The 18,692-nt window shown below is 51.6% G+C and carries 16 protein-coding genes; 11 read left to right on the top strand and 5 right to left on the bottom strand.

The annotated features are described in order from the left end of the window. Positions 1–23 precede the first annotated feature (23 nt). Entirely contained in the window at positions 24–530 is a 507-nt protein-coding gene (locus QU597_RS17995) for a YbaK/EbsC family protein (RefSeq protein ID WP_310829227.1), read from the bottom strand. 206 nt (positions 531–736) lie between these two features. Between QU597_RS17995 and QU597_RS17990 the strand changes: the two genes are divergently transcribed. Next, positions 737–1,267, top strand: a complete 531-nt coding sequence (locus QU597_RS17990; RefSeq protein WP_310829226.1) for a DUF1796 family putative cysteine peptidase — start codon at positions 737–739, stop codon at positions 1,265–1,267. A gap of 102 nt (positions 1,268–1,369) precedes the next feature. On the opposite strand, the gene QU597_RS17985 is transcribed toward QU597_RS17990, so the two are convergent. Further along, positions 1,370–1,795, bottom strand: coding sequence for a MarR family winged helix-turn-helix transcriptional regulator (locus QU597_RS17985; RefSeq protein ID WP_054941258.1), 426 nt, complete (start codon positions 1,793–1,795; stop codon positions 1,370–1,372). Between the two features lie 158 nt (positions 1,796–1,953). Here QU597_RS17985 and QU597_RS17980 point away from each other — a divergent pair, with 158 nt between their 5' ends. The 3 genes from QU597_RS17980 to QU597_RS17970 all read left to right on the top strand — a co-directional run bounded on the left by QU597_RS17980 (position 1,954) and on the right by QU597_RS17970 (position 4,919). Beyond that, on the top strand, positions 1,954–3,408 hold the full coding sequence (locus tag QU597_RS17980) for an MFS transporter (protein WP_310829225.1): 1,455 nt from the start codon (positions 1,954–1,956) through the stop codon (positions 3,406–3,408). A 92-nt stretch (positions 3,409–3,500) separates the two neighbouring features. After that, on the top strand, positions 3,501–3,947 hold the full coding sequence (locus tag QU597_RS17975; protein WP_310829224.1) for a carboxymuconolactone decarboxylase family protein: 447 nt from the start codon (positions 3,501–3,503) through the stop codon (positions 3,945–3,947). 24 nt (positions 3,948–3,971) lie between these two features. Then, on the top strand, positions 3,972–4,919 hold the full coding sequence (locus QU597_RS17970; protein WP_310829223.1) for a sigma-70 family RNA polymerase sigma factor: 948 nt from the start codon (positions 3,972–3,974) through the stop codon (positions 4,917–4,919). A 64-nt stretch (positions 4,920–4,983) separates the two neighbouring features. Here the strand turns inward: QU597_RS17970 and QU597_RS17965 are convergent, their stop codons facing one another. Both QU597_RS17965 and QU597_RS17960 read right to left on the bottom strand, forming a co-directional pair. Then, positions 4,984–6,339, bottom strand: a complete 1,356-nt coding sequence (locus QU597_RS17965) for a PFL family protein (RefSeq protein ID WP_310833351.1) — start codon at positions 6,337–6,339, stop codon at positions 4,984–4,986. A gap of 24 nt (positions 6,340–6,363) precedes the next feature. After that, complete coding sequence (locus QU597_RS17960; RefSeq protein ID WP_054941253.1) at positions 6,364–6,633, bottom strand: ACT domain-containing protein; 270 nt, start codon at positions 6,631–6,633, stop codon at positions 6,364–6,366. Positions 6,634–6,853: 220 nt separating this feature from the next. Between QU597_RS17960 and QU597_RS17955 the strand changes: the two genes are divergently transcribed. From QU597_RS17955 to QU597_RS17935, 5 genes are all read left to right on the top strand, one after another. Further along, on the top strand, positions 6,854–8,488 hold the full coding sequence (locus QU597_RS17955) for a GGDEF domain-containing response regulator (protein WP_310829222.1): 1,635 nt from the start codon (positions 6,854–6,856) through the stop codon (positions 8,486–8,488). Positions 8,489–8,530: 42 nt separating this feature from the next. Beyond that, positions 8,531–8,911 (top strand): response regulator, encoded by a 381-nt coding sequence (locus tag QU597_RS17950; RefSeq protein ID WP_310829221.1) that lies wholly within the window; start codon positions 8,531–8,533, stop codon positions 8,909–8,911. A gap of 1 nt (position 8,912) precedes the next feature. Next, the gene (locus QU597_RS17945) at positions 8,913–12,158 is read left to right on the top strand and encodes an ATP-binding protein (RefSeq protein ID WP_310829220.1); all 3,246 of its coding nucleotides are present in this window, start codon (positions 8,913–8,915) and stop codon (positions 12,156–12,158) included. 271 nt (positions 12,159–12,429) lie between these two features. Then, positions 12,430–13,905 carry a protein adenylyltransferase SelO gene (locus tag QU597_RS17940; RefSeq protein ID WP_310829219.1) on the top strand — a complete coding sequence of 492 codons (1,476 nt, stop codon included), beginning with the start codon at positions 12,430–12,432 and terminating at the stop codon, positions 13,903–13,905. 201 nt (positions 13,906–14,106) lie between these two features. Continuing rightward, positions 14,107–15,081 carry an aldo/keto reductase gene (locus QU597_RS17935; protein ID WP_310829218.1) on the top strand — a complete coding sequence of 325 codons (975 nt, stop codon included), beginning with the start codon at positions 14,107–14,109 and terminating at the stop codon, positions 15,079–15,081. 104 nt (positions 15,082–15,185) lie between these two features. Here QU597_RS17935 and QU597_RS17930 read toward each other — a convergent pair whose 3' ends face one another. After that, positions 15,186–15,869: a DUF421 domain-containing protein gene (locus QU597_RS17930; protein WP_310829217.1), complete on the bottom strand. Its 684-nt coding sequence runs from the start codon at positions 15,867–15,869 to the stop codon at positions 15,186–15,188. A gap of 201 nt (positions 15,870–16,070) precedes the next feature. On the opposite strand from QU597_RS17930, the gene lspA reads away from it, so the two are divergent. Next, the gene (gene lspA / locus QU597_RS17925) at positions 16,071–16,547 is read left to right on the top strand and encodes a signal peptidase II (RefSeq protein WP_310829216.1); all 477 of its coding nucleotides are present in this window, start codon (positions 16,071–16,073) and stop codon (positions 16,545–16,547) included. A 277-nt stretch (positions 16,548–16,824) separates the two neighbouring features. Then, positions 16,825–18,690, top strand: a complete 1,866-nt coding sequence (locus QU597_RS17920) for an assimilatory sulfite reductase (NADPH) flavoprotein subunit (RefSeq protein ID WP_310833350.1) — start codon at positions 16,825–16,827, stop codon at positions 18,688–18,690. Positions 18,691–18,692 lie beyond the last annotated feature (2 nt).

The following is an 18,692-nucleotide window of genomic DNA, read 5'->3' as shown; positions in this document are numbered from 1 at the left end:
GCAGAAGCGCTGCGGTTTTATCCTCATGAGGCTTGATCATCCCCGTTTCCAATAACTTCTGCCCAGTCTTTACATACATCTACCCAGTCTTTGCTGCCTGAATACAGAGCAAGCTCCTCACAGGTTAGCTCGATAGCGGAATTAGCACTGCCGCAGGCAGGGAACAAGGTACTGAACCGCTTCATGGATACATCCAGGTAAACATCCAGCTCACGGGCCAGTCCAAACGGACAAACCCCGCCGATTTCATGGCCGGTCTGCTCCAGCACTTCATCCGGACTAAGCATCCGGGCTTTGAGCCCGAGGGCTTCCCTAAATTTCTTATTGTCGATTCTGGCGTCTCCGGCGGCAACGATCAGGATGGCATTCTCCCCGGAACCCCGGAAGGACAACGTTTTGGCGATCCGGGCCGGAATAACACCGATCGCGGCGGCAGCCATATCCACTGTTGCGCTAGATACCGCAAATTCCAGAATGTCTTGCTCCTTGCCGTAGGCGCGGAAATGTTCCTTTACTCTGCTAATAGACATGACCGGTGCTCCTTTCTGCACATTCATTTTTTTTACAGCTGTGTTTCAATCAGTTTTCATATTGGATCATATTTTAACCTCTTTTTGTGGTTTGGGCAAAGTTAACCTTAACTATTATCCAAGCATTTTGTCTGTCAGGCGCATTTAATATTGAAATATCAGCAGTGGGGTGAGTCGAATGGAATTGGCAGAACTAAAAGGGGCGTATGACTGCATCGTCAGTCTGGGAAGCTCTTGTGAACCGGCTGCTTAGCAGCCGCTTTTCCGGGGATATGAATCTCCAGAATATGTCGCCGATCGAAGGAAATGATGTGTTTGTCGAGAATGAGGTGGTGATGCCGGTCAAATCATATTTTGTGAAGGATTATTATTATAACGTGATCCCAGTCCATGATTTCCCGGTTCTGGATGGGCAGGAGTGGAGTTCTGTCTATCCCGGCTTTAAGAACAAAACCGAGATGCGCAGCCAGCGTTTACTGGATCAGCTGATTGCCAGCCGCAGGGCGTTGTTTATCCGCTGGGGCAGTACTTACGATGAAGCGGTTGCTCTACAGCAGGTGCTGAGACCATTAACCGGCGGGGAATATCTGATTCTGATCGTCAACGGGGTTGACGGGCTGGAATCAGTCACCGACAATGCATGGGGCCTGCCGGGAATCAGTTCGCTGAGTATCCCGAACCGCGTGGGGGATTCGGAGACCTGGGATTATATTCTGGACGGCATCAGTCTGGCTTGATCCGCTCTCCGTACAGACCCATATCTGCAGCGCAAAAAGGCCCTTTACAGGTAAGGGCCTTTTTGATGTGGAGACATTAAGGCGGCTCTAAGACAGTCTCTATCATAAGCTTTCGGAAGTACGGGTAACCTTATGAAGCAAAGCCACCAGTGTGTCGGCTTCCTCCTCCGTCAGATTGGCAGTCAGCTTGCGGTTATGCTCATCAAGAATGGATTGAAATACTGGAGCAAAGTCCACGGCTTTGGCTGTAGGATACAAAAGAGAAGAACGCCGGTCTTTCGGATCGGTTCGCCGTTCAATATATCCCAGTTGCTCCAGATGCTTCACGGAACGGGCTGTTGTCGCCTTATCGAATTTCATTTCATTCGTCATCTGGTCCTGCGTAATGCCCGGATGGCCGAGAATCAGCTTCAGAAAACTGTGCTGTCCGCCGCTGCCAAGCCCGTAGGGTGCAAGTTCTTTGCTCAATATTTTTGTGTTCTGGCGGTGAAGATAGGCAACCAGCTTGCCGATCGGTTCTTTTCTCAATACGGACACCTCTTTAGATTCATGCGCTGCTGTTAGTACTCTCTTCAAAAGCTTACCGTAAAGTTGTTGCGCACGCAACTAATTTGCTGTACACTGGGGAATGCAGATTGTTGCGCACGCAACTAGTTCTGAAATTCGATTCAAGAGGGTGTTCTTCCATGAGTGCGATTAGTGCAACCTATCAGGAGGATGCAGCGGTTCAGAAGAAGCGCTGGATTATTCTGATTGTTCTAAATTTGTTTACTTTTATGTCTACCCTGGACGGAAGTATTGTCAATATTGCCTTGCCGGTGCTGGTGAAGCAGCTGAATCTGCCGGTTGCCCAGGTCGAATGGGTCACTACAGGGTATCTGATGGCGATTTGTTCGGTTATTCTGTTTTTTGGTAAGCTGGGGGATATGGTCGGTAAGATCCGTGTGTTTAGAATCGGGACAGTGATTTTCATTCTCGGTTCTCTGCTCTGCGGATGGAGCACAAGTCTTCCATTCCTTATTGCCTCCCGTGTCGTTCAGGCCATTGGTGCTTCGATGACCATGGCGAACAGCCAGGGAATTGTGACGGATATTTTTCCGGCTACCGAACGCGGCAAGGCGCTTGGCCTGATCGGGACCTTCGTGTCTCTCGGCAGTATCGCCGGACCTAGCCTTGGCGGAATTATTGTATCCACCCTGGGCTGGGAATATATTTTCTGGGTGAATGTGCCGATTGGCCTGATTGCCTTCGCGCTCGGAATGAAGGTTCTGCCGAAGGATCTGGTCCGGGTGAAATCGCGGATTGATCTGCCGGGCAGTCTGCTGTTTGCGTTCTTTATCATTACACTGTTTGCCGGACTGCTGCTGGGACAGCAGCTTGGTTATGGGGACAGCAAGATCGTCGCTGCGCTTATCGCTGCCGCCGCCTCGTTCATCGCTTTTATTGTCGTGGAACTCCGCAGTCAGGCACCGCTGCTGCAGCTGTCGCTGTTTAAGAACTCCCTATTTTCACTTAGCATTCTGTGTGCCTTTCTCGTATTTGTGGCCAACTTCTGCTTCAATATTATCTCGCCCTTCTATGCGCAGAATATGCTGGGCCTGTCACCGTTCTATGCCGGATTTCTGCTGATGCTCTTTCCGATTTCGATGGTTGTCATCGCTCCGCTCAGCGGGGCTCTGTCTGATAAGATCGGCTCTGAGTTCTTAACCTTCGCCGGGCTCATCGTCATGGTGATTGCCCAGTTCGGGCTGGCCCGGCTGCATGACGGAAGCTCCGTTATTCTCGTCGGACTGTGGATCGCGATGCTCGGGATCGGCAGCGGGCTGTTCCAGTCTCCGAACAATTCACTGATTATGAGTAAGGTCCCGCGCACTCAGCTTGGTTCTGCGGGCAGTGTCAATTCACTTGTCCGTAATGTGGGGATGGTCGTCGGGATCACCATTGCCACATCCATCCTGTTCAATGTGATGAGCAGCAAGGCAGGGCACCGGGTAACCGGCCTCGTTCCGGGCCGTCCGGATATTTTCCTCTCGGGCATGCACGTGGTCTTTATGACTTCTTCGGTCATTTGTCTGGTCTCGGCACTGCTGACAGGCTGGCGTCTGATTACGATCAGAAAGAGCAAGCGGGCAGAGGCTTAAGACTGGCTGCGGCGTTTGTTAAAGATAATTGTCACAAAAGATATCCCTGCATTGTCTCCACTATTGAACCTAATTCATGGAGGCGATCAACAATGAGTTTAAGATTTAATTACAGACAGGTAAATGCACCCGCGTTCCGGGCAATGATGGCAGCAGAGCAGCATAATGCAGGCAGGGGACTGGACAAGGTGCTTGCCGAGCTGGTCAAAATACGGGTATCGCAGATCAACGGCTGCGCATTTTGTCTGGATATGCATGCCAAGGATCTGCTGAAGCTGGGGGATTACCAGGATAAGCTGGTGCTGGTCAGCGTATGGCGGGAAGCACCGGTGTTCAGCGGCAAGGAAAGAGCGCTTCTTGAGCTTGCGGAGTCAGTAACCCTCATCAGCCAGGGCGGGGTGCCGCAGGCAGTCTTTGATAATGTCCGCGAATATGTTAGCGAAGAGGAATTCGTCGACTGGATAATGAGCATCAATACGATTAACAGCTGGAACCGGATCGCGATCTCCACAGGCATGTATCCGGGGGTATCGATGTAACAAACGGTACAAGGGAGGGGGAGCATGGTGTTGAATGCCCGGAACCGTAAAGCGGAAACCGCGCAGTCTGCGGAGTCGGCGGAGCTTGCGGAATTATACCTTAATTACAGAAGGTACGCCTTCTCTATTGCTTACCGGATGCTAGGTACAGTGGCGGACGCGGAGGATGTGGTTCAGGACTGCTTTGCTGACCTGCAGCGGCGTGACCTCACTAGTATTGATAACATCAAGGCTTATGTGGCCAAAAGTATTACTAACCGCTGCCTGAATCTGCTGAATTCCGCGCACAGCCGCAGGGAGACCTATATCGGCGAATGGCTGCCCGAGCCGGTGAGCGAGCTGTATGACGGACCCGAAGCGGTAGCAGAGCGTAAGGACACCCTTTCCATGGCATTCCTCGTGCTGCTGGAGAAGCTGTCACCTGTCGAACGGGCGGTGTTTGTGCTCCGGGAAGCTTATCAATACGAATACGAAGCGATTGCCGGGATGGTCGGCAAAACAGAAAGCAACTGCCGGCAAATATTCAGCCGTGTGAAGCGGACTCTTCAGGCTGATCCGGCCGGCGAAGCGATTTCACCTGCAGAGGAGCAGGTTCGTACGGGAATGCTTCAGCGGTTCACCGCCGCCTTTGCCGCACATGATGTGAGCGGGATGCTCGCTCTCCTCACAGAGCAAGCCGTACTCGTTGCTGATGGAGGAGGGCAGGAAGTACATACAATCCTCCGGCCGATGGTGGGCCGCAAGGGTGTACTGGCATTGCTCACCTCGCGCAGGGTACTGGTCCGGATGCGCAGCTGGACTTCCTCGATAGAACTCATTAATGGCGAAGCTAATCTGGTCTACAGAGATCAAGGCGAGGTTAAGGCCGTACTATGCCTGGCCTTGAGCTCCAGCGGGGAGCAGATTCAGAGCGTTTACCTGATCATGGGACCGGAGAAACTGGGTCATGTCTGGCCTTCTGCCGTCCGGTAGCCGATTAAGACGTACGCAAAAGCGCCGCCCGCCTGAAATCAGGGGGCGGCGCTTTTGCGTAAACTTAATTCTTGAAGCTGTGGATCGGTGCGGGAATCCGTCCGCCGCGGTTCACGAACCCGGCACAGTTGAACGGATTCACAGCCATCACAGGCGCATAGCCGAGCAGGCCGCCGAATTCGACCATCTCGCCGACGTCCTTGCCGATTACCGGAATGACGCGTACCGCAGTCGTTTTGTTGTTGACCATACCAATCGCAGCTTCATCTGCGATAATGCCGGAGATGGTCTCTTTGCTGGTGCTGCCCGGAATAGCGATCATGTCGAGTCCGACCGAGCAGACACAGGTCATTGCTTCCAGCTTCTCCAGGGTCAGTGCGCCGCGCTGTACCGCCTGAATCATCCCGTGGTCTTCGCTGACCGGAATGAAGGCGCCGCTGAGTCCGCCGACATAGGAGGAGGCCATGACGCCGCCTTTTTTAACATTGTCGTTGAGAATGGCCAGCGCTGCAGTAGTGCCGGGAGCGCCGGCTTCCTCCAGGCCCATGACCTGGAAAATCTCAGCGATCGAGTCTCCGATCAGCGGAGTCGGGGCGAGGGACAGATCAATGATGCCGAATGGCACACCCAGCCGCTTGGAGGCTTCCTGGGCGACCAGCTGGCCGACCCGGGTAACTTTGAAGGCGGTGCGTTTGATCGTCTCGCAGAGCGTCTCGAAGTCCTGGCCCTTCACTTCCTCCAGCGCACGCTTGATGACACCGGGACCGCTGACGCCGACGTTAATGACGAGTTCACGCTCGCCTACACCGTGAAAAGCTCCGGCCATGAAGGGGTTGTCCTCCACCGCGTTACAGAAGACAACCAGCTTGGCGCAGCCGATGGAATCTCGGTCTTTGGTGCGCTCCGCAGTCTGGATAATGATGTCGCCCATCAGCTTCACGGCATCCATGTTAATTCCGCTGCGCGAGGAGCCGACATTCACAGAGGAGCATACACATTCGGTTACAGCCAGGGCTTCAGGGATGCTGTCTATCAGAATCCGGTCGCCTTTGGTGCAGCCTTTCTGCACAAGTGCGGAGAATCCGCCGATAAAGTTAACACCGACCTCTTTCGCCGCCTTGTCCAGAATTTGCGCAACCGGTACATAAGAATCCGTATGAACGGCACCAGCCGCAATGGAGATCGGGGTGACGGAAATCCGTTTGTTGACAATCGGCACACCGAATTGACGCTCCAGATCTTCACCGGTCTTCACCAGCTTCTCGGCGGAGCGGGTAATCTTATCATATACATTCTGGTTAAACACCCGCAGATCGGTATGGGCGCAGTCCATCAGACTGATACCCATCGTTATCGTGCGGACATCCAGATTCATTTCAGAGATCATTTGATTGGTTTCCTGTACTTCGCCACGTGAAATCATTGTTCGCTCATCCTTTCGCTGCTAAATGCGGTGCATAATATTGAAGATATCCTCATGCTGAAGTTTGATTTCTACGCCGATATCTTCGCCCACATGCTGCAGATCCAGAACAATCTCCTCAAAGGATTTGCTTGGCGCTGAAATATCTACAATCATCATCATGTTAAAATAGTCCTGCACAATCGTCTGAGAGATATCAAGTATGTTCAGATTGTGTTCGGCAAGGTATGTACAGACTTTGGCAATAATCCCTACTTTGTCTTTTCCCAGTACAGTAATAATCCCCTTCAATGAAAAAGCCTCCTATGTGTCTATTCTTTGTTCATCCGCCGCATTAACGGAATGAACCGTTTCAATCATTATTGCAAATGATGACACAGGCGGCAACCAAAGGTTTTTTGTCAGTCTGATTATCTATTTGATCTTCAAGCCTATATTCATTAGAATAAGTTGACTGAATGTGTAAATTAGGATGTCCTTATAGATTGATATATTTGTTTAAGGAGTAAATATGACAACTAGAAAATATAAAGCGCTAGTCGAACAGCGGACTAGGGAGACTCTGGAGAAATGGTCGGGCCAGCAGTATGTCGGGGAAAGGGAGATCTACCGTTTTCTGCATAATCTAAAAGGAACTGCGGGAACCGTCGGCCTGGACCGGGTAGAGAGGTTTGCCAGCAGTACGCTGCTCTATTTCTCGGATCATAGTGATAAGGTCTGGATGGAGGCGGAATGGCGCGAGGTTTTACACCCTGTACTGGACCTGTTTAGCGGAGAAGAATCCTCCGGAAGCGTGCCCGACCCTGTGCTGGAAATCAGCCTCTCTACCGGCTCCAAGCAGCAGAAGTATGAAATTCTGCTTGTGGATGATGATGTGGAGCTTGTCGCTTTTTTGCGGGAATCTTTGGAGCAGCAATCTTATTATGTGAATATCGCGATGTCGGCGGAGCGCGGGCTGAAGCTGTTTTATGAGAGCAGGCCGGATCTGATTCTGCTGGACATTCTGCTGCCTGATCAGAGCGGAATTGATGTCCTTCACCAGATTATCGGAAAAGCCAAAAAAGAACGTATCCCGATTATTATCATGAGCGGCGAGCATTCCAAGGATCTCCAGTTGTACGCATATTCACTGGGTGTGATGGATTACATGCCGAAGCCGGTGGACATCGACCTGTTTCTAGTTCTGATCAAGAACCGCTTTGAGCTGAAGAAGGAGTGGCAGAAATCGATTATTATCGATGAGCTGACCGGTGCTTATAACCGCAAATACTTTAATCAGACGATGAAGCAGCTGGTATCCGATTTTAGAAGGACCGAACGGATTTTTTCACTGGCGCTGCTCGACCTGGATTATTTCAAACATATAAATGATACTTACGGCCATCTGGTCGGGGATGAGGTGCTGCAGGCTTTTTCAGAGCTGGTGCGCAGCTCCATCCGTGTCGAAGATACCTTCTGCCGTTATGGCGGGGAAGAGTTTGCCCTATTCATGCCTAATACGGATGCGGCTTCCGCACTGCTTGTCATAGAACGAATCCAGAGTCAGTTCGCAGGCATGGATTTCTGGGCTAAGCAGCAGCAGTTCCGTGTGACCTTCTCAGGCGGAATCACAGAGATCAGAGCCCGGCGGGATGATCCGGAGGAGCTGATTGAGGATGCGGATCAGGCCCTGTATGCCAGCAAACATGCCGGAAGAAACCAGACAACCCTCTATAACGAGTATCTTCCGGCAGGTAAAGTGGAACAGGTGCTTAAAGTGATCGTTGTCGATGACGATGCGCTGATCCGCCGGATTGTCGTCCAGCAGTTCAGGGAATGGGAGCCGGCAAATAATCTCAAGATGGAGGTAAGCAGCTTCGAAAACGGAGCACAGTTCCTGCAATCGGAATGGTATTCACCCGAAGATAAATTTATCATTCTCCTGGACGGAATCATGCCTGAACTGGATGGACTGGAAGTGCTCAAGCAGCTCCGCAGCAGGTATCCGGAAGTGAATATTCTCGTTATTATGCTTACCGGCCGAAATAATCAGCAGGATATTATTCACGCGCTGCAGCTAGGTGCCGATGATTATATTGTAAAGCCGTTTCATCTGCCGGAAATGCTGACAAGGGTTGAGCGGCTGGCACACAGATTTTTATTCTAAAAGATACAGCGCCCGCGGTGCATTTTGAAAGGTGAGAGAACGATGCAAAAAGTGTTGATTGTAGATGATGAGGATGTTTTACGCATGCTGATCGAAGATACGCTGGAGGATCTGGAGGAAGTCGAGCTGCATACCGCCGAGAACGGGCGTGAGGCGATGACGAAGCTGTCCCGGTACAAGTTCGATCTGGTGATACTGGATTACATGATGCCCGAATTGACCGGGATTGAAGTGCTGGGCTTGATGGATGAAGAGATGAAGGCTGCAACACCCATTTTAATGCTGACTGCCAAAGCGCAGGATGCCGACCGGAACATAGCAAGAGAAGCGGGAGCCCGTTATTTTATGCCGAAGCCGTTTAGCCCAATGGAACTTCTGCAGATCGTGGAGGGCATTCTCAGTGATAAGAAGAAGCCTCAGTAATATGAGTATCAAACATAAATATTTCCGTATTATTGCAGGCTTAATCATACTGGTGATCTTGACGGGGGCCGGCTTGTATTTCTACATCAATGCAGAGCAAGAGCGGCTGAACCATAACCAGGAAGTGCTGCAGCATAAGGCCGGAACCATCAATGAAATGGCTGCAACGCTGAAAGAGGTATTCTTCCGTGTCAGAGGATATTCCCTGCTCAAAAGCGACAATGAACTGAAGCTGGCCTATGAAGCGCTGGATAAGCTGGAGAATGTTCTCGGGGCCTACTCCAAATTGAATCTTTCACCGGAAGAGGCGGATTTCAGAGAAGATCTGGAAGCGTTTGTGGTTCAGTATCAGAATGTGACGCTGCCCAAATTCATCGCTTATGTTGAGCAGGATGACTATGCCGGGCTGCGCGTACTGGCCAAAGACGGAGTCACGCAGGCCGTTAATGATTTCCTGGCGTATACGAAGAATTATGAGACACGCTCTAACCAGCAATTGAGCGATATGGTCGACCAATCCCTGAAACAGGCGAATGATTTTACGATTCTCGCTTTTCTCCTCAGTATGGCGCTGCTGCTGCTTTTCACGCTGATGATCTGGAGGATTCTCAAAATTGTTATTGATCCGATCGTTCAGCTGGAACAAGCTACGAACTCGCTGGCCGCAGGGGAGGCTGTGCTGCTGAGCAAGCTGCATAAGCAGGATGAAATCGGCCGTCTCTACGAGGCATTCCTCAACATGACCCATAGTATACAGGATAAAGAAGAAGAGCTGATGATGCAGAATGAAGAGCTGCATGCCCAGCAGGATGAGCTTCAGGATCAGCAGTTCAAGCTTGAACGTTCGCTAAGCGAAATAGAGAACATGATGAAGGCACTGGACCAGTCCTCAGCAGTTGCCATCCTTTCACAGAAGGGGATCTTCACCTATGCCAACGAGAACCTGAGTGACTATACCGGCTATAAGAATGCAGAGCTGGCCGGCTCTACCTTCCGATTGTTTGATGTGCAGAATCTCTCGGACTCCCAGACACAGCAGATCATCCGCAAGCTGAGCACCGGCGGGGTGTGGAGCGATGAAATCCGGATGAACATGAAGAATGGTACTCCGGTCTGGCTGCACATGACGATAATGCCTTATCTGAATGATGACGGGGAGATTTACCAGTATATCCTGATTGCCAACAATATTACCTCTATGAAGAATGTACAGCAGGAGCTGGCGGAGACGCTCAAGAATACAGAGCAGACCAAAATCATGCTGGAACGCAGCAACCAGCTGAATCATGACATCACATATACGCTGGACAAACAGGATTTTGCCGAGAAATTCATCGAATTCATGAATAAACAGTATGCCTTTGACTCCAGTCTCTTCCTGCTTGTCAAAGACAACATCAGCGCGGTTAAAGGTGTGCCGCAGGAGAATGTTGAGCGTTATCTAGGCAGTGAAAGCGGCAATATGCTGCACCGCATGCGGACGGAGAAATCCTATATCACCAAGCGGCCGTCTACGTTAAGAGAGCAGGGAATTGCACCTGAAGGTACAGATTCGTATGACTTTTACTCGACAGTTGTGAATGCGCAAGATGATGTCCTCGCTGTATTCTGCGGCACCCGGATTGGGCATTCCTTCAGTGAAGATGAGATCAATGAAATCCAAGGTATGATGAATCGTGTAGCGCTGGCCATAGAAAGGCTGTTCATGTATGAGGAAATTGAATACGGCCGCAGACTGAACCAGGATATTGTCAACAACGTCAATGAAGGAATCCAATTTGTGCAAATGGACGGCAGCATGCTGCATATGAATCAGGTTCTAGCCCAGATGTTCGGCTATAATGAGTGGTCCGAAGGTGATCTTATTCCAAAAGAACGCTGGAGCGGGCATTTCATCCATACAGCCAATGAATCGGATGAGCTTGAGCTGTTCTACCAGAAGGCAATGTCCGAGCATTTCATCGAATCCAGCTCCATGAAGTATTCGCTAGGCAAAGAATCGCTGAAGCATATCGACATGTACGCTATACCGGTATACCGGCGGGAGACCCGCTTCGGGACGCTGTTCGTCCACCGCGATATTACCCGCGAATATGAGCTGGATCTGATGAAATCGGATCTGGTCAGCACGGTCAGCCATGAGCTGCGGACCCCGTTATCAAGCGTCCTCGGCTTCACAGAACTGCTGCTGTCCAAAACGATGAAGCCGGAGAAGCAGCTGAAGTACCTGGAGACCATCCACAGGGAAGCTCAGCGACTAACCGAACTGATCAATGATTTCCTTGATCTGCAGCGTATGGAATCAGGAACCCAGCAGTATAATCCGGAGCCGCTTAACCTTAGTGAGCTTGTCCTTGGAGTGATAGACCAATACAAGCTTAGCGGGACACATCATATTCTGCTGGAAGATGAAGCGCAGAATGCCGAGGTTGACGTGGACAGAGACAAGATCGTCCAGGTGCTGACGAATCTGCTCAGTAATGCGATCAAATTCTCGCCGGGCGCCAGCGAGATCAAGGTAATGCTGCATAATGAACCGGAGCGGGTTGTTGTGGAGATTCAGGATCACGGGCTGGGCATTCCCAAAAATCAGATCGGCCAGCTGTTCCAGAAATTCAGAAGAGTCGACAACAGCGCCTCCAAACGGATCGGCGGAACAGGACTTGGACTTGCTATCTGTAAAGAGATTATTGAGAAGCAGAAAGGTTCAATCGGCATTGAGTCGGAAGAAGGCGAAGGCTCAACGGTCTGGTTCAGTCTTCCCCTTCGCAATGCTTCAGGCAACCGGCATGAGGATGAGCCCATTAAATTAAGTGCCGACAAGGACCAGAAACCGAACGTAATGATTGTGGAGGATGATTACAGCCTGTCACTGCTGCTGTCTGAGGAGCTGAAAGGCAAGGGCTTCCGCGTAACTCATCATTACCATCCGCAGGAAGCCTATGAGCAGGCGCTGAAGACGCCTTTTGTGGCAATCGTTGTAGACCTGATGCTGGGGGAAGAACTGGACGGCTGGGATCTGATCCGTATGCTGAAGGATGACGTCCGTACAGAGCATGTCCCGATTATTATTTCCTCTGCTCTGGACAAGGCGGACAAGAATATGCTGGACAATGTCCAGAAATATTTAACCAAGCCTTATCCTCCCGGGGAGCTAACGGGAACTCTGCAGGAAATAGTGGGAATTAGACAGCGAAGCGGAGAAGTGCTTTTTCCGGATAGCAGTCCTTGGGACAACGAGGAATAACGGGGAATAACGATGGCCTTATACTAACAAGTCCTGTTTTCAGGGCTTGTTTTTTTATCGTATAGGAACATATCCAAATGATTTCAGGCGGATTCCGCGGTGGCCTGCAGCCGAGATTGGAACCAGTTGATTATGGGTTAAGGATGTATTAAAGGTGCTTATACTAACGCCATTCATGAATCAAACCCGTGGCACCGTAAGCGGGTAAGAGGATAATTCAGGAGCAGAAGTATACACTAAAAGGAAAACTGTTGCAAAAAAAGGAGACCTTATGACGGAGAAAATAGAAATAAGGGATGCTGGGTGGAATTTAGACAATAGTTATGCCAGCCTGCCGGAATCATTCTTTTCAAAGCTCAAGCCAACCCCAGTCCGCTTGCCGAAGCTGATCATTCTTAATGAGCACTTAGCAGCAGCCCTGGGATTGAACCATTCAGCACTGCGAAGCAATGACGGCGTTGCGGTTCTTGCAGGCAATGAGGTTCCTGAAGGTGCGGTGCCTCTTGCTCAAGCTTATGCAGGGCATCAATTCGGGCATTTTACCATGTTAGGTGACGGCCGGGCAGTATTGATCGGGGAACAGATTACGCCGCCGGGTGTGCGCGTTGACATTCAGCTCAAAGGCTCAGGCAGAACACCATACAGCCGGAGGGGCGATGGCCGGGCGGCACTGGGGCCGATGCTCCGCGAATACATCATCAGCGAAGCCATGCATGCGCTTGGCATTCCGACGACCCGCAGTTTGGCGGTAGTCACAACCGGTGAATCCGTCATCCGGGAAACGGAGCAGCCAGGTGCGGTTCTTACCCGTGTGGCTGCCAGTCATCTTCGTGTCGGTACCTTTCAATACGCCGCCGCAAGGGGGAATACCCAAGATCTCCAAGCCCTGGCTGATTACACATTACAACGGCATTACCCGGAAGCTGAGGGTGGAGTGGACCGTTATCTTTCCCTGCTCAAGGAAGTGATTAACCGTCAGGCTGAGCTGATTGCCAGATGGCAGCTCGTCGGCTTTGTTCACGGGGTGATGAATACCGACAACATGGCCCTCAGCGGAGAAACCATAGATTATGGCCCATGCGCCTTTTTGGATACCTATGATCCGGAGACAGTATTTAGTTCCATTGATCTTCAGGGCCGCTATGCCTATGGCAATCAGCCACGTATTGCCGCCTGGAATCTCGCGAGATTTGCTGAGGCTCTTCTGCCGCTGCTTCATGACAATGAGCCGCAGGCTGTCAAACTGGCCGAGGATGCCCTTTCAGATTTCACAGAGAGGGTTCTCCGGATTTGGCTCACGGGAATGAGGGCGAAGCTGGGCATCTTTAACGAAGAACAGCAGGACGAATCACTTATTGACGGACTTCTCGGGATGATGCAGAAGAACCGGGCGGACTACACCAATACTTTCCGTGCCTTAACTTTGGGCAGACCGGAAGATACGGTCCTGTTCGGGAATGAGGATTTTGCGAAGTGGAAGGAGTTATGGGAGGCGAGGCTGAGCAGACAGGAAGAATCTCAAGCGTCCTCCCGCCTGCTGATGCGCAGCAGCAATCCAGCACTGATCCCGCGCAATCACCGGGTAGAAGAGGCCCTGGAGGCTGCGGTAGAACGGGAAGACTATAGTGTAATGGAGCGGCTGCTTAGTGTTCTTTCGAACCCTTATGCGTACACTCCAGAACAGGAGGAATACTCGACACTGCCTGAGAGCTGCTCCAGTCCTTACCGGACATTTTGCGGTACCTGATTTGGATAACAGATGAAACTAAACGAACAAAACAGCCGTTCCTCAGGTGATCTTGATCACCGATTGAGGCGGCTTTTTTTTGATTATCGTATATCGGGCAGTTGTGAGCCTGAAAAAAATCTTGCCTTATAGTGGACTCTAAGGGGTATAGTGAAAATGAATTGCGGACAACCATTCAGGGATTAAAGGGAGGAAACAAGTGTGAAGTACAGTTATTTGGGTAAATCAGGCCTCAAGGTCAGCCAGCTCTGTCTCGGCACGATGAATTTTGGCCCGGAAACCGAAGAGAAGGAAGCTTTCCGGATTATGGATGCCGCGCTGGATGCGGGAATTAACTTTTTTGATACAGCCAATGTCTACGGAGGCCAGGAGCGCCGCGGCTGGACGGAAGAAATAATCGGCCGCTGGTTTAAGCAGGGCGGCGGACGGCGCGAGAAGGTGGTGCTTGCGACCAAAGTATACGGCGAAATGTTCGATGAGCATGACGGGCCTAATTCCGGTTCCGGCTTATCCGCTTATAAAATCAGACGTCATCTTGAGGGATCGCTAAAGCGCCTGCAGACTGATCATGTTGAGCTCTATCAAATGCACCATGTCGACCGCAATGTATCCTGGGATGAGCTGTGGGGCGCTTTTGAGATTGCTGTAGCTCAGGGCAAAGCGGGTTATATCGGTTCCAGCAACTTTGCCGGCTGGCATATTGCTGCCGCCCAGGCACAGGCGAAAGCCCGCCATTTCCTGGGCCTGGTCTCCGAGCAGCATTTGTACAACCTGCTTGAACGGACGCCGGAGCTTGAGGTACTGCCTGCTTCGCAGGAGCTGGGCCTCGGCGTAATTCCATGGAGTCCGCTTGCCGGTGGGCTGCTGGGCCGCAACGCGCTGTCCAAGACCGGCGTGCGCAGCGCCCGCTCGGCTAAGCTGGAGCAGCACCGCGGCCAGCTGGAGCAGTTCTCTGCCCTGTGCAAGGAACTGGGCGAGCATGAGGATCAGGTGGCTTTGGCCTGGGTACTGGCCAATCCGGCGGTTACGGCCCCGATTATCGGGCCGAGAACGATGCAGCAGTTCGAGGATTCGCTGCGGGTAACGGAGATTGTTCTGGACGAAGAGACGCTGAAGAAGCTCAGCGAGATTTTCCCGGGACCGGGCCGTCCGGCTCCTGAAGCCTACGCCTGGTAATCTGCCCGGCAAGCTATGGCGGAATAAAGCATGATTACCAGCAGAGCAGCGCCCTTCCATTACGGGAGGCGCTGCTCTGTTTTTATGCCATTAATAGCCGGATATTAGTGCGAGACAGATGAGATTACGGCCAGTTCACCTTCTTCAGTGATTTCGGCGTAGGCTACAGACTGCGGTCCGTTATAGCCCTGCTTGCGCAGCTCACCGGCCAGCCAGGCATCATCCTGACCCAGGTTACTGAGGGTCTGGCGCTGCACAATGCCGTCTTCGATAATGCTTAGCGGCAGGGTGGACTCCGGAACCGGCACAAGCAGATCCTCACGGGTCGCCGGTTCATGCTGTGCTTTTTTGAGAATGCTGAGTGAGCCGTTCGTCTCATAAATCGCGTAAGCGACCTCGCTGACAGAGAACGTATCCTTGGCCCGCAACATCATCCGCAGCTGTTCGAAATCCAGGTTGTTTTTACGCAGCTTACGCAGATCGATCTTCCCGTCACGGATTAAGACTTCAGGCTCGCCCTCCAGCGGCTTGCGGAGCTTGGGAAGATGGAGGGTGATTTTTTCAAAAGTAACGGACAATAACGTCCAGACAGCCAGCGTAAAAATCAGCATCAGCACGGAGTGCTCTTTTTCATATATAGTATCCCCAACAAGATCACCCAGAATTACCGCCGAAATGAAGTCAAAGGGCGTAAGGGCGGATATTTCCTTTTTACCGAGCAGACGTGTCATCGCCCACAGCCCGATAAAACCTGCAATCAATTTGATTGTTATAAGTCCGTATTCCATGCGGCAGCCCCTCCAGTTGGTCTTTGTAATCTAAGAATGTTTAACCAGTAAGCTTTTGGATGTAACATATTGACTGTTCTACAGAAGTGCAGAAGCACTGAAATAGGACGATGATGCTAACGGGCACCAGTCTGTGATAAGCTGGGGGAAGCAGGGGTCTGCAGCAGGATTAAATGCACTTAATACAGGGGGGCGCTGGTTTTGCTATTTTATCTGATATCCGTATTGGTCGTTGCGGCGGACCAGGCTGCCAAGTGGATTGTGCGGTCGAATATGCGGCTTGGGGAGATTGTTCCTTTCTGGGAAGGGCATCTGGTATTTTCGTATTATGAGAACAGCGGAGCGGCCTTCAGCTCCTTTCAGGGGTACGGGCAATATTTTGCCATTGTAGCCGCAGGATTTGTCGCAGCGGTCTTCTATTACCGGCATAAAGGAGAGCTGCGGGGTCCGCTCCTGGAAGCGGCCAGCGGTTTTCTGGTAGGAGGGGCTGTCGGCAACGGAATTGACCGTGTATTGTTTCATCAGGTTACGGACTTTCTCGTATTCGGGAAGGGCGGGGGCATTCTCAATCTGGCCGATCTGGCGATTAATGCCGGTGGAATCCTGATTGTCATTCATCTGATTCTCGGGCAAGTGAAGAGCAGCAGGATCAAAAGAAAACAAATCAAGCAAAACTGAACTCCTTCAAGGCGAGTGCCCTTTAAAAAGAGGTCAACAACAAAATTCTTATATCATTTTATCTAATGCAAGTTATCATTAAATGTAATGAAGCTGCTTAAATCGGAGTTATTTACTATGATTTAAGCGGCTTTTTTGCGTTTTATTTCATTAAATACCTATAATGCCATAATTTAGTGAATCGGCAACTCGTTGAAGGTTTCTTATAATTATGTTAGCCTGAGTTCATGATGTTAATAGAGTAGAAGATTTTTTTGCTAAGGAGAGGTCGATATTGGTGCAACTACAAGTTACGAACAGCCCGTTTAGCGAGAGCCAGGTTGAACTTCTGAACCGGCTGCTGCCTACACTTACGGAATCGCAGCAGATTTGGCTTGGCGGATACTTATCCGCAATGTCTCTGCGGGGAACTACAAACCTGGTCCCGGCAGCCGGTGAGCAGCCGGTGCTTGCGGCAGCCTCTCAGAATGCAGCAGCTGCTTCTGCAGCGGTAGCACCCCAATTATCCCGTGAGGTGACCATACTGTTCGGCTCCCAGACCGGAAACTGCCAGCGGCTGGCGTCCAGCCTGTCCCGCAAGCTAGAGGAGCAAGGCTTCCAGGTAACCGTGGCGGCGATGAACGCCTTCAAAACAAATACACTCAAAAAAGTCGAGAATCTGCTTATCCTGGCCAGCACCCATGGGGAAGGTGAACCGCCGGACAATGCCCGGGCCTTCCATGAATTCCTGTACAGCAAAAGAGCGCCTCAGCTGGAATCGCTGCGTTACTCGGTACTTGCCCTGGGCGACACCTCCTATGAATTCTTCTGCCAGACCGGTAAAGACTTCGATCAGCGGCTGGAAGAGCTGGGCGGCCAGCGGCTCAGTCCGCGTGTCGATTGCGATCTGGATTATGATGAGGCGGTTGCAGACTGGTTCGAGCAGGTCATCAGCGCGCTGAACGGCCCGCAGAATGTGACAGCGATCGCAGATGCAGCCGTAGAGGCAGCTGAGACAGCAGATGCACCTGCTTCACCATACTCCCGCAATCATCCCTTCCACGCAGAAGTGCTGGAGAATCTGAATCTGAACGGACGCGGCTCCGACCGCGAGACAAGGCATCTCGAGCTGTCGCTTGCCGGCTCCAATCTGAGCTTTGAACCAGGCGATTCTCTTGGGGTCTATCCTGAGAACCACCCGCAGCTGGTGGCAGATATTATAGCCGCTATGGGGTGGAATCCTGACGAATCCGTTCCGTTAAATAAGAAAGGTGAAGAGGGGACGCTGCGTGAAGCGCTGCTGCGCCACTACGAAATCACCGTACTGACGAAACCGCTGCTGGAACAGGCGGCGAAGCTGACCGCTGCTGCAGGACTGCATGCTTTGCTCGTTCCGGAAGCTGCGGCAGAACTGAAGGCCTATATCCATGGCCGTGACCTGCTTGATCTGATTGTTGATTTTGCACCTTGGGGGGTTCCCGCCCGCAGCTTTGTAACCATTTTGCGCAAGCTGCCTGCAAGACTGTATTCGATTGCCAGCAGCTTTAACGCCAATCCGGATGAGGTTCATTTTGCGGTTCGGGCGGTACGTTATGAATCCCATGGCCGTGAACGATACGGCGTCTGCTCGGTGCACTGCGCAGAACGGGTACAGCCTGGCGATACACTGCCGGTGTACATTCAGAGTAATCCGAATTTCAAGCTTCCGGCGAATCCCGATGTTCCGGTGATTATGATCGGGCCGGGAACAGGGGTTGCACCTTTCCGTTCCTTCCTGGAGGAACGGGAAGAGCAGGGCGCTGGCGGCAAGACTTGGCTGTTCTATGGCGACCGCCATTTCGTGACCGACTTCCTCTACCAGACGGATTGGCAGCGGATGCTGAAGGACGGCGTGCTGAACAAGCTGGATGTGGCGTTCTCCCGCGATACGGAAGAGAAGGTATATGTGCAGCACCGTATCCTTGAGCACAGCAAGGAGCTGTATGCCTGGCTGAAGGAAGGCGCACATGTATATGTATGCGGTGATGAGAAGCATATGGCCCATGATGTCCACGCGGCACTGGTTACCGTTATTCAGGAAGAAGGCGGATTAAGCCCTAGTGACGCTGCAGCCTATCTGGATAACATGCAACAAGAACAGCGCTATCAGCGCGATGTATATTAAGG

The sequence above is a fragment of the Paenibacillus pedocola genome, from assembly GCF_031599675.1.
Lineage (GTDB): Bacteria > Bacillota > Bacilli > Paenibacillales > Paenibacillaceae > Paenibacillus_AQ > Paenibacillus_AQ pedocola.
This window is presented reverse-complemented; position numbering and strand designations above follow the sequence as displayed.

What these genes read in the sequence shown, in the direction of transcription:
- QU597_RS17940 (WP_310829219.1), top strand. Translation starts at nt 12,430, where the DNA reads ATGACGGAGAAAATAGAAATAAGGGATGCTGGGTGGAATTTAGACAAT.
- QU597_RS17945 (WP_310829220.1), top strand. Translation starts at nt 8,913, where the DNA reads ATGAGTATCAAACATAAATATTTCCGTATTATTGCAGGCTTAATCATA.
- QU597_RS17995 (WP_310829227.1), bottom strand. Translation starts at nt 530, where the DNA reads ATGTCTATTAGCAGAGTAAAGGAACATTTCCGCGCCTACGGCAAGGAG.
- QU597_RS17930 (WP_310829217.1), bottom strand. Translation starts at nt 15,869, where the DNA reads ATGGAATACGGACTTATAACAATCAAATTGATTGCAGGTTTTATCGGG.
- QU597_RS17970 (WP_310829223.1), top strand. Translation starts at nt 3,972, where the DNA reads ATGGTGTTGAATGCCCGGAACCGTAAAGCGGAAACCGCGCAGTCTGCG.
- QU597_RS17955 (WP_310829222.1), top strand. Translation starts at nt 6,854, where the DNA reads ATGACAACTAGAAAATATAAAGCGCTAGTCGAACAGCGGACTAGGGAG.
- QU597_RS17950 (WP_310829221.1), top strand. Translation starts at nt 8,531, where the DNA reads ATGCAAAAAGTGTTGATTGTAGATGATGAGGATGTTTTACGCATGCTG.
- QU597_RS17990 (WP_310829226.1), top strand. Translation starts at nt 737, where the DNA reads ATGACTGCATCGTCAGTCTGGGAAGCTCTTGTGAACCGGCTGCTTAGC.
- QU597_RS17980 (WP_310829225.1), top strand. Translation starts at nt 1,954, where the DNA reads ATGAGTGCGATTAGTGCAACCTATCAGGAGGATGCAGCGGTTCAGAAG.
- QU597_RS17975 (WP_310829224.1), top strand. Translation starts at nt 3,501, where the DNA reads ATGAGTTTAAGATTTAATTACAGACAGGTAAATGCACCCGCGTTCCGG.